This is a genomic window from Pseudomonas saponiphila (genome assembly GCF_900105185.1).
In the GTDB taxonomy this organism is placed as follows: domain Bacteria; phylum Pseudomonadota; class Gammaproteobacteria; order Pseudomonadales; family Pseudomonadaceae; genus Aquipseudomonas; species Aquipseudomonas saponiphila.
Genome location: NZ_FNTJ01000001.1, coordinates 3,967,251 through 3,982,961, shown reverse-complemented (window position 1 = coordinate 3,982,961; position 15,711 = coordinate 3,967,251). Strand labels below are relative to the sequence as shown.

Here is a 15,711-nt window from a genome sequence, read left to right as displayed (position 1 = left end):
GCTCTAGCCCGGATTTCTCATGAGGCCGGCAGGCGTGGCCGGTGAAGCCTCGGTGTATCAACAACCTGCCTTCCACCGCTAAAAATTGATCGTTTTTTATTCAATTCCCGCGTATGGGGCGCACTGCCCCCTTTCCCCCATTGAGCCGGGCCGGGGGCGCCCGCCTGTTCAGGTCGGCTTGAGGCGGGCAACCAGCCCCGCAAAGAGTTCCTGATGCGGATAGGCCTCGCTGATCAGCACGCGGATGCGCCGGCTGTTGCGAATGATCACCGCACCGATCTTGAGCAGTTTCAAGCGCAGGTTATGGATGCTCATGCGCGCCAATGCGGTGCCCTGGAGATGATCGCGTAGCCGTTCGAACAGCACATAGGCAAAGGCCGACAGCATCAGCCGCCACTGGTTGGTCCACCAGCGTGGGCTGGAGGTGCGGTCGGCGAACAGATCCAACTGTTGGTCCTTGATCCGATTCTCCATGTCGCCACGGCCGCAGTAGTCTTCGTAGTACTGCTGGGCAGCATCCTCGGCAAAGCGGGACACGACGATGAAGCGTGGATTGGCACCCTGCTCGCCATGTTCCAGGCGCGACACGACCAGGCGGCGCCTACGCCAACTACCGGCCTGATAGAGGAAGCGATACACGCCGGACATCTTCTGCCCGGTTTCTTGGTAGGCCTCGGCGACAGCTTGCATGGCCGGCGCCGCCATCCGCTGCAGGCGGGTGTTGCGGGCCAGACCCACCACATAATCCACCTGCTTGCGGTCACACCAGTCGAGCATGCGATGTCGGCAAAAACCGCCGTCACCGCGGAACACGATGCGGGTCTCTGGCCAGAAGCGGCGAATGAACTTGACCAGCAGTGCCAGGATGGCCCAACTGTGTCGGGCGCCATCGATGTTGCTCGGGCGCAAATAGCTCACCAGCAGATGGCGACCACAGAACACATAGAGCGGCAGGAAGCAGTAATGGTCGTAATAGCCATGGAAGAAGCGCCCTTCCTGATCACCATGCACCGGCACATCGGTCGCATCGAAGTCGAGCACGATCTCAGCCGGCGCCTGGTCATGCTGGGCGATGAAGTGCTCCCACAGCAGGCGATGGGCTTGCACCACCGTTTCGCGATCGGCTTGCTGTTCCAGGCGCCCCAGAGTGGATTTGCCGGCCAGCGGTTGCAGGCGGTTGACCGCAGTCTGCAGCGCGTAGTCATGGCGCAGGCCGTCATGATCGTTGAGATCCTCGTAGCCGGCGGCCAGTGCATAGATACGCTGGGCGAGCAGTGTCTGCAGTCCATGCTGGACACGCCCAGGATCACGCCGATCGGGAACGATTTTGGCCAGGCGGCGGGTCAAGCCATGTTGCCGGTCGACCTCGCGCAGCAGCAACAAGCCCGCATCCGAGGTGATGTGACCACCGGTGAAAGAGGCCTCGACGAGGCGGCGAGAGAGGGGTGAAAAGTGGAGTTTTTCTGGTAGCATTTTGTGCGCGGCTGAAGACTTATGGGGCTTTGTTTGGCGACAAGAATCATAAGGCTTTCAGCCGTTTTTGTTTATGCGGTCATGAGAAATCCGGGCTAGACTGCTGGCCACTTCGATTTGCCCTTAATCGAAACCAGCCAATAAAAGTCTCCGTCTCCTGGAGTTATAAATGAACAAGTTTGCGCTGTTTGGTGCCCTGGCACTGTCGCTGTTTTCCTTCACCGCTTCGGCCGACGAGGCCAAGCCGATCCGTATCGGTATCGAAGCCGGCTACCCGCCGTTCTCGATGAAGACCCCCGACGGCAAGCTCACCGGTTTCGATGTCGACCTGGGCGATGCCCTGTGCGAGCAGATGAAAGTCAAATGCACCTGGGTCGAGCAGGAGTTCGACGGCCTGATCCCGGCGCTGAAGGTGAAGAAGATCGACGCCATCCTGTCGTCCATGACCATCACCGACGACCGCAAGAAGAACGTCGATTTCACCATCAAGTACTACCACACCCCGGCGCGCTTCGTGATGAAGGCCGGCACCGCCATCAAGGACCCGCTGACCGAGCTCAAGGGCAAGAAGGTCGGCGTGCTGCGCGCCAGTACCCACGACCGCTTCGCCACCGAAGTGCTGGTGCCGGCGGGTATCGACCTGGTGCGCTACGGCTCCCAGCAGGAAGCCAACCTGGACATGGTTTCCGGCCGCATCGACGCGCTGTTGGCCGACTCGGTCAACCTCAACGATGGCTTCCTGAAAACCGATGCCGGCAAGGGCTTCGCCTTCGTCGGCCCCGAGTACAACGATCCGAAGTACTTCGGTGGCGGTGCCGGCATTGCCGTGCGCAAGGGTGACAAGGAGCTGGCGGACAAATTCAACAGCGCCATCGGCGAGATCCGCGCCAACGGCAAGTACAAGCAAGTGCAGGACAAGTACTTCGATTTCGACGTCTACGGCGAGTAAGCCGTCGGCTCGATACAGGAGGTAAAAAAAGGTGGCGGCCGCAACTCGGTCGCCACCTTTTTTCTGCGCCACTGTTTTATTCTGCACCGCGCTTTTTTCTTCAACCCCGGAGCCAGCATGCAACGCATCGACCATTCCCTGCCCTGGGGCCACCTGGGCACCCAGCGCCAGCTCAGTGTGTTCCGCTTCGGCAGCGGCCCACGCAAGGTGTACATCCAGGCCAGCCTGCACGCCGATGAATTGCCGGGCATGCGCACCGCCTGGGAGCTCAAGCAGCGTCTGGCCGAGCTGGAGCAGCAGGGCCGTCTGCAAGGGCTGATCGAGCTGGTGCCGGTGGCCAACCCCATCGGCCTGGACCAGCAGGTGCAGGGCAGCCACCTGGGGCGTTTCGAGCTGGGCAGCGGCAAGAACTTCAACCGTGCCTTCGTCGAACTCAGCGGCCCGGTGGGCGACCTGATCGGCAAGCAGCTGGGCAGCGATGCCGCCGCCAATATCGCCTTGATCCGCCGCGCCATGGTCCAGGTGCTGGATGAACTGCCGCCGCCGGCCTCGCAACTGCAGGCCTTGCAGCGCTTGCTGCTGCGCCATGCCTGCGATGCCGATATCACCCTGGATCTGCACTGCGATTTCGAAGCAGCGATCCATCTCTACGCCTTGCCCCAGCACTGGCCGCAGTGGCAGTCCCTGGCGGCGCGGCTCAAGGCTGGGGTGGCGCTGCTCTGTGAAGATTCCGGCGGCAGCTCCTTCGACGAGTCCTGTTCCGCGCCCTGGCTGCGCCTGGCCCAGGATTTTCCCCGGGCGGCGATTCCTCCGGCCAACCTGGCCACCACCCTGGAGCTGGGCAGCATGGGCGACACCCGGGTCGAGCAGGCCCGGGCCAACTGCGAGGCCATCCTCGGCTTTCTCGCCGAACAGGGACTGATCAGCGGCGACTGGCCTGCCGCGCCGGATCAGTGCTGCGAGGGCATGCCCTTCGAAGGCACCGAATACCTGTTTGCCCCGCACCACGGCGTGGTCAGCTTCCTGCGCGAGGCCGGCGACTGGGTGGAGCGCGGCGATGCCCTGTTCGAAGTGGTCGACCCGCTCAACGACAGCGTCAGTACCGTGCGCGCCGGCACCAGTGGCGTGCTCTTTGCCCTGGACCGCGGGCGCTACACCCAGCCGGGCATCTGGCTGGCCAAGGTGGCCGGCCGCGAGGCGATTCGCGCCGGCAAGCTGATCAACGACTGAACCGCCAGGAGCAGCTGCGTTGCGTTGGTCGGCGATCCGCCAGCGCGCCTTTCGCCGGCAAGCCGGCTCCTACAGCAGAGGTGTCCGTGTTCCGAGTGTCCCTGTTTATCCGCCTGCTGTTCACCCTGTGCCTGTTGGCGGCCACCTTCAATCACCTGCGCGCCGCGGTGGACCACGGGTTGCTCTGGGACTATGGCTACGGCGTCGACACGCCCCTGGCCAGCCGGGCCTTCTGGGGTTCCCTGAGCTTTTTCGATCCGCTGGCGGCGTTGCTGCTGTGGCTGCGCCCGCGCTGGGGGTTGCTGCTGACCCTGGCGATCATCGTGCTGGATGTCGTGCACAACAGCTTTTATGTGGCGGCCCACGGCCAGTGGCTGGAAACCTTCTACCTGTCTCAGGTGGGGTTCGGGCTGGCGGTGCTGGTGCTGCTGCCTTTGGCCTGGCGGGGCCTGGCGCTGCCCGACAGATGAACCTGCGGGCCCGGTGATGCCAGGCTCCGACACTGATTTGCTTGCCATCCCTCAGGCACAAGGAGTCGTACATGATCCGCTATCTGACGCTATTGCTCGCATTGGCCGCGCCCCTGGTCCACGCCGAGCCGACGCTGCACGACGATCTGCCGCTGCGCTATCTGGAGCAGGCTCCGGGCGACACGCGCAACCAGCCGCTGGTGATCTTCCTGCATGGCTACGGCAGCAACGAGGCCGACCTGTTCGGCCTGCATGAGCGCCTGCCGGCGACCTACACCTACCTTTCGGCCCAGGCGCCGCAGACCCTGGAAGAGGGCAGTTATCAGTGGTTCCAGCGCAAGGGGCAGGGGGCCTATGACGGTGTGACCGAAGAACTGGCCAGCAGCGCCGAGCTGATCGAGCAGTTTGTCCGCGCCGCGCTGGCCAAGTACCACACCCAGCCGGACAAGGTGGTGCTGGTGGGGTTCAGCCAGGGCGCGGCCATGGCCTATGAGGTGGGGCTGCGCCATCCGCAGTCGGTACGCGGCATTGCCGCCTTGAGCGGGAAGATCTTGCCGCTGCTGGCGGCACAGGTGAAAAACAGCCCGGAACTGCAGCGCCTGGGCATCTTCATCGGCCACGGCACCGAAGATCGGCGCCTGCCCTACAGCGATGCGCTGGAGGCCAATAGCTTGCTGCACAGGGCCTCGCTGCAACCGCAGTTCCATGCCTACCCGGGGTTGGGGCACAGCATCAGCGAGGCCGAGATCGAAGACCTCAAGGCTTGGCTGCAGGGGCTCAACCCCTAAGCCGAAGCGGGCTTTACCGACCGAGAATGTGCTTCATCAGTGCGGCATGGCCGGCCTTGTCGGCGGCCCGGGAAATCACCTGGACCACCGCCATGCGCGAGCCGGAACCGGCGATCAGGGTCGAGTTCAGGGTCTGGCCGCCGCCCTGGGTCGCGGTGCTGTCGATCTGCCGCACACCCAGGCCCTTGAGGGTCATGCTCTTTTCACTCTGTTTGCTGAAGTCCGGCAGGGCGGCGGCCTGTTGCGAGAGAAAGCTGCTGACCGCGGCGTCGAGAAAGACGCTGTCGTTGTCCTTGACCTGGGCCGCATTGGGAATGCTGTTCTGCGCGGCGATCACCACGGTGCGGGTGGTGGCGTTGGAATACAGGGTGCCGCTGGCGCCCGCGGTGCCGTCGGCCTCGCTGCCGGCCGGCAGGGCCGAGGCAGTGAAGCCCTTGGGCAGGGTGAAGGTCAGCTTGCCGCCAAGCATCGAGACTTTCTCCCCGGTCGCCTGCTTGGCCGTGGACTTGCCGGCAGCGAGCGCGTTCAGCGCACCAAAGCCCGCCATCGCAGCGAACACCAGGACCAGGGCTTTTCTAGCGAAGGATGACATGCGCAATCTCCAGGCATGGGATCAAGGGTGCGCATCATCCCATGCCCGTTACGGCCGGCTCCAGAACGTTTTTTGGCGCGTTGGTCGTGGCGCTTCGGATAGCCGTTTCTGGTGTCGCGCATCAGGCGCTACCGGTGCGCCGGCCCGAGGTGGCAATCACGGCCCCGGCGATGATGAGGAGCGCGGGTAGCAGCAGGATCGGCTTGGCGTTGGTCTGACCGGCGACGATCAGCAACAGGGTGGAAAACAGCGGGGCGAGATAGGACAGAGCGCCGAGACTTGCCAGGTTGCCGTGCTTGGTCGCGTGATCCCATGCAAAGAATGCCAGGCCGACCGGGCCCAGACCGAGGCCGATGATCGCCAGCCATTGCCCGTAGTCAGGCTGAACCGTGGTTTCGAACGCCAGGTGACAAAGCGCTCCGGCTATCGCTACCAGGCCGCAGATTGCCCCGATGCTGCTGCTGGGAACCTTGCTCAAGCGTCGATTGATCACCGAGTAGCCCGACCAGACCAAGGCACAGAGCAAGGCGGCCGTATAGCCGGCGACCGGCATGCTGGCCATGCCTGACTGCGAGCGTTGCTGCATGATGAACGCCGTGCCGGCAAGCCCCAGGAGCGCTCCCAGCAGTTGTCGCGGGCGCAGTCGCTGGCCACCCGTGACAGCGGCCAGCAAGACGATCAGCAGCGGCCAGAGGTAGGCGATCAGGCTGGCTTCGGCCGCGGGCGCGGCCTTGAGGGCGAAGAAATACAGTGCGTGATAGCCAAAGATTCCCAGAAAGCCTGTGGCCCACACCTTCCATGGCTGACGCCAGCCTTGAAAGCCCGCAGCACCTCGCAGCCCGAGAATGAGCAGGCTGGCCACAAAGGCTACGGCAAAGCTCAAAGCCAGCAACTCGAAAGGCGGGATGCCCGAGGTCAGGGTGGTGAGCAAGGCCAGGCAGGACCACAGGAACACGGCAATCACCCCAATGGCGGTTGCCGAGGCGGCGGACCTCGGGGCCGAGAGCGTTTTGCTGGACGTCGTTGCTTGGGTCATGAGTGCCGTCCGATGAGCGTTGCGAGGCGGGCATGATAGAAAATCCGCTCGCTCGGGTATTGGCGTGGGCTGCCTATTGCTTGTTCCAGGCTGCACGTTTCAGTCGGTTGCGCAGGATCTTCGGGCCGATGCGGGTGTCAGGTTGCGGTTTTTTTTCAGCGCATGATTCAAGGCGCTCTGGTCGGCGTAACCCGCTCGATGGGCAATGTCCGTGATCGACAGTCGAGTGTCGCGCAGCAGGTCCATGGCCAGGTCCAGGCGCAGACGAGTGACATGGGCAAAAGGCGTGGTTTTCAGGTGCTGCTCGAAGAGTCGGTACAAGCGTCGTTCGCTGGTGCCTGACATTCGGGCGATTTCAGAGGCGGTCAGAGCGGTGCCCAGGTTGTTTTCGATATGGGTCAGGGCCCGGGCCAGGGTCAATTGCCCGTGATCAGGGGAGTGGCTGTGGGGCTGGACCAGGGTCGACATCAGCAAGGTACTCCAGGATTGAGCCACCTCAGGCGAACTGGTCAGCAATGGAGCGCTGCGTGTTGCGTAATCAAGCAGGTGGCGAATCTCCGGCCTTACCGGAAAAAAGCTTTTTTCGTTGAGTCTCTTGATGGTTTCAGCTTCGAACGTTTGGGCACGGGGCGATGAAAGCGCGACATCAAGAACCAGGAAAGTGTTGGCGGTACTGGCGGAAAAGGCATGAGGGCAACCTGCCGGGATGATCACGCCCTGGCTCCAGTCGACTCTGCCGCCACGGCCATCGACCTCTATCTCCATGGCGCCTGATTGCGGCAGCACGATCTGGTGATAGTCGTGCGCATGCAGCTCAATCTGGGCTGAGTAGGATCGCAAGGCCAATGAAGCGGTTGGGGTTGCTATGTGGCTCATCGCACGCTTCCACAAAACTGACGACGCATGATGCATGAGTGTCCGAGCTCGGCGCCAGCCTCTGGATGCCGAGGCCTAGTGCCGGTTTATTTGCGCTTCAAGGACGTCGCCCAGCGACGGTGCCGAGGGTGTTTCGCGCCAACAGGCGCTTGCTCAAACCCAGCACCAGCATCGACACCGCCACTGCCAATGCAAAGGCGAGCATTCCCACCGTGGGCAGGGCCAGGGCCAGCACCAGGCAGAACGCCGCAAAGGAATACAGGCCGGTGGTCAGGGAGCGCAACAGCACTATGGTGAAGGCCACGCCGTGGCTCTGGTGGGAGAACACCGCCAGCACGCTGCCGAGCACCGGAAACACCGCGAGCATGCCGCTCCAGCGTTCGCCAACGGTGCTGGCCAGCAGGGTCACCGCCAGGGTCAGCAAGGCCCCGGCGAGCATGCGGTAGGGCAGTTTGTCGGAGCGCGGCGCGGGGGCGGCGGGCAGCTCGCCAACCCGGGGAAACAGCCGCGGCGCCAGGAGCAGGGCGCTGGCGGCACAGGCCACGGACAAGCCCAGCGAGGCCGGCACCTGAGTTATGGCTGTGGCCAGCACGGCCCAGACCAGTGTGGCCACGGCCAGGGCCCCGGGCCAGGCCAGGCGCTGCGCGGCGTGGGTGTAGGCGACGCTGAAGGCGATCATCGCCAGCAATGCCGAGAGGGCCGCCCCCGCCGCATGGGTGGCGAAAGCGCTGCCTTGCTCCAGGGCCAGAAACAGCAGGATCGGGCCCACCACCACCGGAAACCCCGCCAGCCAGCCGGCGACATTCGGTCCCCAGCGCCTGCTCGCCAGGGAGATCAACCAGAGGAATCCGGGAACCGTCAGCAGTTTTAACAGCAGCATGCGTGCACTCGGTGGATGAACGGTGCGCCACGCTAGCATCCAGCGCGGCTTTTGGCGCGTATCTGCTGACAGGGAAGCGGCCGGTAGCGGAGGAAGGTGGCGCTTTTTTCTTGTACAGCGAAAAGGTTTTGAATCGATTAAATGCGGTTTTGTACAAGTATTTAGGCGTTTAAGGCGTTTTTTATTGATAAAAATTGTACAAAATTAGAATTGTCGTATAGGTTTTCAAGGGTGGAATGTGCGAGTGCCTGCTCAGTCCTTTCAGGGGTAGGTGGTTGCTTTCCACACTTTTGGGGCTCCGAGGTAAGGCCCGGGTGGAACCGGGGCTGGGTCAGTCGTGTGGTCGGCCACCTCGGTGCTCTTTTTTTCCTCGGCACGTGCAAGGAATTGCCCGCCTCGCCGGCTTTTCGGAACCCATGCGCCATGCACGATCCTCTATCTCAGCACTTTCACGGCATCCTCCAGGGCCTGGGTGAAGACCCCTCGCGCGAAGGCCTGCGGGACACTCCGCAGCGAGCGTCAAAGGCCTTGCGTTACCTGTGTCATGGTTACGAAACCAGCCTCGAAGAACTGGTCAACGGTGCGTTGTTCAGCTCCACCAGCGACGAGATGGTGATGGTCCAGAACATCGAGTTGTATTCCCTGTGCGAACACCATCTGCTGCCCTTCATCGGCCAGGCCCACGTGGCTTACATCCCCACTGGCAAGGTGCTGGGCCTGTCCAAGGTGGCGCGGATCGTCGACATGTACGCGCGACGCCTGCAGATCCAGGAGAACCTCACGCGGCAGATTGCCGAGGCGATCCAGGAAGTGACCCGGGCGGCCGGGGTGGCGGTGGTCATCGAGGCGCGGCACATGTGCATGATGATGCGCGGGGTGGAAAAGCAGAATTCGCTGATGAACACCTCGGTAATGCTGGGGGCCTTTCGCGAGTCCGCCAGCACTCGCCAGGAGTTTCTCCAACTGTTGCGCAGGCAGCCTTGAATGAAGCGCATCCGGCGATGGCGGGTGGCCCGGTGGCTGTGGCTGCTGGTGCTGCTCAGTGCCGGCGCCAGCGCCGGCTGGCAGGCGTCGCTGCCCGATGCCCGGCTGCTGGGCAGTGGCGAGTTCAGCTGGTTCGGCTTCAAGGTCTACAACGCGCGGCTCTGGGGCAGGGCGTTGCCGCTGGCGGACGACAGCCCCTTCGCCCTGGAGCTGACCTATAGGCGCACGATCAGCCGCGGCGATCTGGTGCAGACCAGCCTCGACGAGATCCAGCGCCTGTCCGGTGCCGCGGTGAGCCCGGCGCAACTCAAGGACTGGCAGGCGCAGATGCAGCGCGCCTTTGTCGATGTCGAACCGGGCCAGCGCATCACCGGGGTGTTCCTGCCCGGACGCGGGGTGGAGTTCTTTGTCGACCAGCGCTTGCAGTACAGGGTCGAGGACGAAGCTTTCGCCCGAGCGTTTTTCGCCATCTGGCTCGACCCGCGCACGCGCAATCCGCAGCTGCGCGCAAAACTGCTGGGCCAATAGCCGGCGCAGCACAGGAGATGCTCCATGTTGAAGAAATACTTGCTGTTGCTGTGCCTCGGCCTGGGTCTGGTCGCCTGCAGCGACACCGACGTCAAGCAGTACCGTGAGCAGAAACCCGAGCTGGAACTGCGGCAGTTCTTCAGTGGCCGGGTTGAGGCCTGGGGGCTGTTCCAGAAGCGCTCAGGCGAGGTGATCAAGCGCTTCCACGTGCAGATCGACAGCCGCAGCGAGGGCGAGAAATTCATCATGCACGAGGACTTCACCTACAGCGACGGCACCCGCCAGACCCGGGTCTGGACCCTGGTCCCGGCGGGGCCCGGCCTGTGGCGCGGCACCGCCGACGATGTGGTCGGCGAGGCCCTGGGCGAAGTCTCCGGCAATGCCTTGCGCTGGCGCTACGTGCTCAACCTGCCGGTGGACGGCAAGACCTATCAGGTGCACTTCGACGACTGGATGTACCTGTTGGACGAAAACACCCTGGCCAATCGGTCCTACATGACCAAGTTCGGTTTCGAGCTGGGGCAGGTCAGCCTGTTTTTCCGCCGCCAGCCCAACTGACGGCGTTCGCCCCGGGCCTCAGGACGGATCGTCGAGAAAGCGCCCGCGATGTTCGGGGCTCGGCAACAGGCATACCTCATGGCGGCCGAACCAGCGGTAGCGATTGCCGGCGATGCGGTCATAGACCCAGTCCCGCAGCGGCCGCGGGACCCAGCGCAGCAGGCGCAGCCAGCGCCAGGGCGCGGGCAGTTGCGCCATCAGGCGGATAAAGGCTTCGGAGCGTTGTGACAGACCCTGGTCTTCGATCAGCAGCACACTGTCGAACTGCTCGGTGGGCTGGCCGAACCACTGCAGCAGGGCCTGACCCTGGGGCGATTGCATCGACGCCAGCTTGATCCGCCGCTGGCGGTCGTGGCGGATCACGAACTGCACCGAGGCATTGCACAGCTTGCACACTCCATCGAACAGCAGGACCCGGTCGCCGGGGTGCAGGAAGGGGGGCAGGGTGTCGGGTTCGGGGGGTGTCGCAGCGCTGTTCACGGGGCCACCTTGGGCGGGAAATCGATGCCTGCAGCAGGCGTCGCAAGGGTCTGGAGTGGCAGCAGCATACTCGCCTTCAGGGTGAAAATTCAGGCTTGGGTGCCCGGGCTGAAACCTCTAAGCTGGGCCCTTGCTCCAATCCGTCGTGGAAATCCCCGTGAAATTCAGCCTGCCAAAAATCGCTACAGCGCCCTTTTGTCCGCCGGAAGTGGCCGGTTCCGTATCCGTCGATCCCCGTGCCTCGTTGTTCAAGCGCCTGCTGCGTTTTGCCGGCCCGGGGCTGCTGATTTCCATTGGCTACATGGACCCGGGCAACTGGGCCACGGCCATCGAGGCCGGTTCGCGCTACGGCTACAACCTGCTGTTCGTGGTGTTGCTGGCGAGCCTGGCGGGGATGGCGGTGCAATGCCTGTGCTCGCGCCTGGGCATCGCCACGGGCCGCGATCTGGCGCAACTGTGCCGGGAGCGTTACAGCCGGCGTTCGGCCCGGGTCCAATGGCTGGCGGCCGAGGTGTCGATCATCGCCACCGACCTGGCCGAAGTGCTGGGCTGCGCCCTGGCGTTCCACCTGCTGCTGGGGGTGTCCCTGAGCACCGGGATCGTCATCACCGCCTTCGACACCTTGCTGGTGCTGGCCCTGCAGAACCGCGGCTTTCGCCGGCTGGAGGCGATCATGCTGGCGCTGGTGGCGACCATCGGCGTGTGTTTCTTCATTGAACTGCTGCTGATCAAGCCCTACTGGCCGGACGTGGCGCGGGGCTTCACGCCCTCGCTTTCGGCCATCAGCGAGGCTGCGCCCCTGTATCTGGCCATCGGCATCCTCGGCGCCACGGTGATGCCGCACAACCTGTACCTGCACACCTCGGTGGTGCAGACCCGGCTGATCGGCCAGGACCGGGCCAGCCGCGCCGACGCCATCAAGCTGGCGCGGATCGACACCATAGGCTCCCTGGCCCTGGCGTTGCTGGTCAATGCGGCGATCCTGATCCTTGCCGCCGCGGCCTTCCACAACACCGGCCACAGCGACGTGGTGGAGATCCAGGACGCCTACCACCTGCTCGACCCGCTGGTGGGCGGGGCCCTGGCCAGCGTGCTGTTCGGCGTGGCGCTGCTGGCCTCGGGGCAGAGCTCGACCTTCACCGGGACCATTGCCGGGCAGGTGATCATGGAGGGTTACCTGAACCTGCGGATTCCCTGCTGGCAGCGACGCCTGATCACTCGCGGCCTGGCGTTGATTCCAGCGTTCATCGGCGTCTGGCTGCTGGGGGAGGGCGCCGTGGGCCAACTGCTGGTGCTGAGCCAGGTGGTGCTCAGCCTGCAACTGCCGTTTGCCCTGTATCCGCTGATCCGCATGACCAACGACCGGCGCCTGATGGGCGAATTCGTCAACCGCTGGCCGACCCGGCTCCTCGCCTGGAGCCTGTTCGCCATCATCAGCGCGGCCAATGCCTGGCTTCTGGTCGAAGCAGCGGCAAGTTTCTAGCGGCAAGCTGCAAGCTAAAGCCATCCGCGCCATGCTTTGAGCTTGCAGCTTGCAGCTTGCAGCTTGCAGCTTGCAGCTTGCAGCTTGCAGCTGATCGCGTTAGCGATCCCAATAGGGCTCGGGGCCGAATTTCTCGACGAAGAAGTCGATCACGGTACGCACTTTCACCGACAGCCGGCGGCTGCCGGGCCACAGGGCGGCGATCTGTTGCGGTTCGAGGCTGGTGGCCACCTCGAAGTCTTCGAACAGCGCCACCAGGCGGCCCTGGTGCAGGGCTTGCCCAATCAGCCAGGAAGGAAACATCACCAGCCCCAGGCCCTGTTCGGCGGCCTGGGTCAGGGTGTCGGCGTGGTTGCCGGTCAGCGGGCCCTTGACGCTGTAGGGCGTCCAGTCTTCCCGCCCCTGGCGGAAGAACCAGCGCTGCTGGCCGCTCTCGCCCTTGTAGGCCAGGCACTGGTGCCCTCGTAGCTGTTCCGGGTGTTGCGGTGTGCCATGCCGCGCCAGGTAGGCCGGGCTGGCCGCCACCCGGTAGCGCTGCGGGGCCAGCAGGCGGGCCTGCATCGAGGAGTCTTCCAGGGTGCCGATGCGAAACAGCAGGTCGGTGCCGTCCTGCAAGGGATCGATGTAGTTGTCGGTCTGCTGGATGTCCAGTTGCAGCTTGGGGTAGCGGCCCAGCAGTTCGCCAAGCCAGGGCGACAGGTGCCGCTGGCCGAACACCACCGGAGCGTTGATTCGCACCAGCCCGGCGGGTTCGTCCTGCTGTTCCTGCAGCGCCTGTTCGGCTTCTTCCCATTGCGCTAGCACCCGCCGCGCATGGTGGCCCAGCAGGCGCCCGGCCTCGGTGGGGCTGACGGCGCGGGTGTGGCGATAGAGCAACTGCTGGCCCAGGGCCTGTTCCATCAGCTGGATCTGCCGCGAGATGGACGAGGGCGCCAGCCCCTCGCGGCGCGCCACGGCCGAGAAGCTGCCCTGGTCGAGCACCGCGATGAACAGGCGCAGGGCCTTGAAACCGAGGTCGTTGAAGCCTTGCATGGAGGAATCCTGCTGTGCGTTTTACGCAAAAGAGTTGTCAGCATGCTGGCATTTATCGCAAAGCTCGTGCAATCGATAATGCCCGCCGTTTCTTGATCTCAGGCAGGTGTTGCATGTCTTCCGATGTTGTCGAACCCGCGCTGCCAAACCTGGCGCCGGTCACTGAATCCCGCGCCGGCTGGCAGCGCCTGATGCTCTTGCCGCTGGTGATCCTGGCCGGCATGGGCCTGTCGGTGGAGGCCGGTCTGCTCGGTCCGCTGGGCGCTCAGGTCGGGCATCTGTGGGCCACCCTGAGCATCTTCGGCGTGGGTGCAGCGCTGTTGTCTCTGCTGCTGTTGTTCAGCGGTCCACAGCCGGGGCCGGCCCTGAGCCAGTTGCTGCGCTGGCAGTTGCTCGGCGGGGTGCTGGGGCCGATCTACGTGGTGGTGCTGACCCTGGCCACGCCCCATATCGGCATTGCCATGACCATGATCGCGATCCTCTCCGGGCAGGTCGGCAAAAGCGTGCTGATCGACCATTACGGCTGGTTCGGCAGTGCCCGCAAACCGCTCGATGCCGAGCGCGGGCTGGCCCTGGCGCTGATTGTCGTCGCACTGATCCTGATGGCCCGAGGTTGAAGATGAATCTGTTTCTATTGCTGGTCGTGGTGGTGGCCGCCGGTGCGCTGCTGAGTGTGCAGGCGGCGATCAATGGCCGCCTGGGAGCAAGCGTCGGGGTGCTGCGCAGCAGCCTGCTGACCTTTGCCGTGGGCGCCCTGATCACCGGGTTGCTGATTGTGTTTTTCCAGCCGCCCCAGGCCATGACGTTGCTTCAGGCGCCGAAATGGCAGCTTTGTGGCGCCTTGTTCGGCGTGGTCTACATGCTGGTGATGGTCGGCGCGGTGCCGCGGGTGGGCGCCGCTGTGGCCACGGTGGCGGTGATTCTCGGGCAGTTGGGCATGGGCATGCTGATCGATAACTTCGGCTGGTTCGGCAACCCGGCCATCGAGCTGTCGTCCAACCGCCTGCTGGCGATGCTGTGCCTGGCCCTGGCGCTGCTGTTCATGTATCGGAGCCATAAGCTGCAAGCTGCAAGCCGCAAGCCGCAAGCCGCAAGCCGCAAGCCGCAAGCCTGAAGCTTGAAGCTTGAAGCTTGCCGCTTGCCGCTTAGTCCAGCACTTCGATCCAGTGGCGGACCGGGGTGCGGCCGGCGCCATCCAGGTGGCTCTGGCAGCCGATGTTGGCGGTGACGATAAGGTCCGGCCGGCCGCTTTCCAGGGCCCGCAGCTTGTCGTCCCGCAGTTGTCGCGCCAGCGCTGGCTGGGTCAGTGAATAGGTGCCCGCCGAGCCGCAGCACAGGTGGCTGTCGGGCACGGCGGTGAGGTGGAAGCCCAGGCGTTGCAGCAGGCTTTCCACGGCGCCGCCGAGCTTTTGCGCGTGCTGCAGGGTGCAGGGGCAGTGGAAGGCCAGACGCTGTTCGCTGTGGGCGCCGAGCTGTTCCAGGGGTTCGTCGCGCAGCACTTCCACCAGGTCCCGGGCCAGGGCACTGACCTGCCGGGCCTTGGCCGCGTAGGCCGGATCATGGGCCAGCAGGTGCTGGTAGTCCTTGATGAAGGCGCCGCAGCCGCTGGCGGTCTGGACGATCGCCTCGGCGCCCTGTTGCAGGTACGGCCACCAAGCGTCGATGTTGCGCCGGGCGCGCTGCAGGCCGGTGTCCTGGGCGTTCAGGTGATAGTCCACGGCGCCGCAGCAAGCGGCCGCGTCGACCGGTTGCACGCTGATGCCCAGGCGATCCAGGACCCGCGCCGTGGCGGCATTGGTGTTGGGCGACAACCCCGGCTGCACGCAACCTTCGAGCAACAGCACGCGCCGCGCATGCCGTGGGGCGGGGCGCGGCTTGGCCGTGGGCAACTGGCGCGGCAGCTTGTCCTGCACCGCCTGGGGCAGCAGCGGGCGCAGGCGGCTGCCGCCCTGGATCAGGGCCTTGAACAGCTGCGGGTTGGCGCAGAGGGCCCGCAGGCCATGGCGCAGCAGTTGCTGGCCGGCGGGGCGGGGTACAGCGGCGTCGACCACGGCGCGGCCGATGTCCAGCAGGTTGTGGTAGTCGACCCCGGACGGGCAGGTGCTCTCGCAGTTGCGACACGTCAGGCAGCGGTCCAGATGCTGCTGGGCCTGGGAGGTGGCCGGGGCGCCTTCGAGCACCTGCTTGATTAGGTAGATGCGGCCTCGCGGACCGTCCAGCTCGTCGCCCAGCAACTGGTAGGTGGGGCAGGTGGCGTTGCAGAAGCCGCAGTGCACGCAGCTGCGCAGGATGCGCTCGGCTTCGGCGGCCCGGGGCAGTTGCCGGGCTTCGGGGCTGAGGGTGGTCTGCATG

Annotated in this window: 18 protein-coding genes; 10 read left to right on the top strand and 8 right to left on the bottom strand. The window is 64.6% G+C overall.

Annotated elements, in window-relative coordinates; translation table 11 throughout:
- Window positions 1–168: 168 nt before the first annotated feature.
- The gene (locus BLV47_RS18505) at window positions 169–1,473 is read right to left on the bottom strand and encodes an IS1380-like element ISPa33 family transposase (RefSeq protein WP_010793081.1); all 1,305 of its coding nucleotides are present in this window, start codon (window positions 1,471–1,473) and stop codon (window positions 169–171) included.
- A gap of 169 nt (window positions 1,474–1,642) precedes the next feature.
- On the opposite strand from BLV47_RS18505, the gene BLV47_RS18500 reads away from it, so the two are divergent.
- The 4 genes from BLV47_RS18500 (at window position 1,643) to BLV47_RS18485 (ending at window position 4,910) form a co-directional block, all read left to right on the top strand.
- A complete protein-coding gene (locus tag BLV47_RS18500; protein ID WP_092315942.1) occupies window positions 1,643–2,422 on the top strand; it encodes an ABC transporter substrate-binding protein in 780 nt (259 codons plus the stop codon).
- A gap of 117 nt (window positions 2,423–2,539) precedes the next feature.
- Window positions 2,540–3,652 carry a succinylglutamate desuccinylase/aspartoacylase family protein gene (locus BLV47_RS18495; RefSeq protein ID WP_092315940.1) on the top strand — a complete coding sequence of 371 codons (1,113 nt, stop codon included), beginning with the start codon at window positions 2,540–2,542 and terminating at the stop codon, window positions 3,650–3,652.
- 86 nt (window positions 3,653–3,738) lie between these two features.
- Entirely contained in the window at window positions 3,739–4,122 is a 384-nt protein-coding gene (locus tag BLV47_RS18490; RefSeq protein ID WP_425272177.1) for a hypothetical protein, read from the top strand.
- A 71-nt stretch (window positions 4,123–4,193) separates the two neighbouring features.
- The gene (locus BLV47_RS18485) at window positions 4,194–4,910 is read left to right on the top strand and encodes an alpha/beta hydrolase (RefSeq protein ID WP_092315936.1); all 717 of its coding nucleotides are present in this window, start codon (window positions 4,194–4,196) and stop codon (window positions 4,908–4,910) included.
- 13 nt (window positions 4,911–4,923) lie between these two features.
- On the opposite strand, the gene BLV47_RS18480 is transcribed toward BLV47_RS18485, so the two are convergent.
- From BLV47_RS18480 to BLV47_RS18465, 4 genes are all read right to left on the bottom strand, one after another.
- Window positions 4,924–5,502, bottom strand: coding sequence for a DcrB/PsbP domain-containing protein (locus BLV47_RS18480; RefSeq protein ID WP_092315934.1), 579 nt, complete (start codon window positions 5,500–5,502; stop codon window positions 4,924–4,926).
- Window positions 5,503–5,623: 121 nt separating this feature from the next.
- The gene (gene yddG, locus BLV47_RS18475) at window positions 5,624–6,538 is read right to left on the bottom strand and encodes an aromatic amino acid exporter YddG (protein ID WP_092315932.1); all 915 of its coding nucleotides are present in this window, start codon (window positions 6,536–6,538) and stop codon (window positions 5,624–5,626) included.
- 99 nt (window positions 6,539–6,637) lie between these two features.
- Complete coding sequence (locus BLV47_RS18470) at window positions 6,638–7,414, bottom strand: helix-turn-helix domain-containing protein (RefSeq protein ID WP_092315930.1); 777 nt, start codon at window positions 7,412–7,414, stop codon at window positions 6,638–6,640.
- 97 nt (window positions 7,415–7,511) lie between these two features.
- The gene (locus tag BLV47_RS18465; RefSeq protein WP_092315928.1) at window positions 7,512–8,294 is read right to left on the bottom strand and encodes a hypothetical protein; all 783 of its coding nucleotides are present in this window, start codon (window positions 8,292–8,294) and stop codon (window positions 7,512–7,514) included.
- Between the two features lie 423 nt (window positions 8,295–8,717).
- Here BLV47_RS18465 and folE point away from each other — a divergent pair, with 423 nt between their 5' ends.
- Genes folE through BLV47_RS18450 form a run of 3 tightly spaced genes read left to right on the top strand, consistent with a single transcriptional unit; the run spans window position 8,718 to window position 10,364 of the window.
- A complete protein-coding gene (gene folE, locus BLV47_RS18460; RefSeq protein WP_016963769.1) occupies window positions 8,718–9,278 on the top strand; it encodes a GTP cyclohydrolase I FolE in 561 nt (186 codons plus the stop codon).
- The gene (locus BLV47_RS18455; protein WP_092315926.1) at window positions 9,279–9,806 is read left to right on the top strand and encodes a chalcone isomerase family protein; all 528 of its coding nucleotides are present in this window, start codon (window positions 9,279–9,281) and stop codon (window positions 9,804–9,806) included.
- A 24-nt stretch (window positions 9,807–9,830) separates the two neighbouring features.
- On the top strand, window positions 9,831–10,364 hold the full coding sequence (locus tag BLV47_RS18450) for a DUF3833 domain-containing protein (protein WP_092315924.1): 534 nt from the start codon (window positions 9,831–9,833) through the stop codon (window positions 10,362–10,364).
- 18 nt (window positions 10,365–10,382) lie between these two features.
- Here BLV47_RS18450 and BLV47_RS18445 read toward each other — a convergent pair whose 3' ends face one another.
- The gene (locus BLV47_RS18445; protein ID WP_092315922.1) at window positions 10,383–10,844 is read right to left on the bottom strand and encodes a thiol-disulfide oxidoreductase DCC family protein; all 462 of its coding nucleotides are present in this window, start codon (window positions 10,842–10,844) and stop codon (window positions 10,383–10,385) included.
- 157 nt (window positions 10,845–11,001) lie between these two features.
- Between BLV47_RS18445 and BLV47_RS18440 the strand changes: the two genes are divergently transcribed.
- Complete coding sequence (locus BLV47_RS18440; protein WP_092315920.1) at window positions 11,002–12,327, top strand: Nramp family divalent metal transporter; 1,326 nt, start codon at window positions 11,002–11,004, stop codon at window positions 12,325–12,327.
- A 99-nt stretch (window positions 12,328–12,426) separates the two neighbouring features.
- Here the strand turns inward: BLV47_RS18440 and BLV47_RS18435 are convergent, their stop codons facing one another.
- Window positions 12,427–13,359 carry a LysR family transcriptional regulator gene (locus tag BLV47_RS18435; RefSeq protein WP_092315918.1) on the bottom strand — a complete coding sequence of 311 codons (933 nt, stop codon included), beginning with the start codon at window positions 13,357–13,359 and terminating at the stop codon, window positions 12,427–12,429.
- A 191-nt stretch (window positions 13,360–13,550) separates the two neighbouring features.
- Between BLV47_RS18435 and BLV47_RS18430 the strand changes: the two genes are divergently transcribed.
- Together BLV47_RS18430 and BLV47_RS18425 are read left to right on the top strand one after the other, a co-directional pair.
- Entirely contained in the window at window positions 13,551–13,976 is a 426-nt protein-coding gene (locus BLV47_RS18430) for a DMT family transporter (protein WP_244168939.1), read from the top strand.
- A gap of 2 nt (window positions 13,977–13,978) precedes the next feature.
- A complete protein-coding gene (locus tag BLV47_RS18425; RefSeq protein ID WP_092315914.1) occupies window positions 13,979–14,473 on the top strand; it encodes a DMT family transporter in 495 nt (164 codons plus the stop codon).
- A 31-nt stretch (window positions 14,474–14,504) separates the two neighbouring features.
- Here the strand turns inward: BLV47_RS18425 and glcF are convergent, their stop codons facing one another.
- Window positions 14,505–15,710: a glycolate oxidase subunit GlcF gene (glcF, locus tag BLV47_RS18420; protein WP_092315912.1), complete on the bottom strand. Its 1,206-nt coding sequence runs from the start codon at window positions 15,708–15,710 to the stop codon at window positions 14,505–14,507.
- Between the last annotated feature and the right edge of the window lies 1 nt (window position 15,711).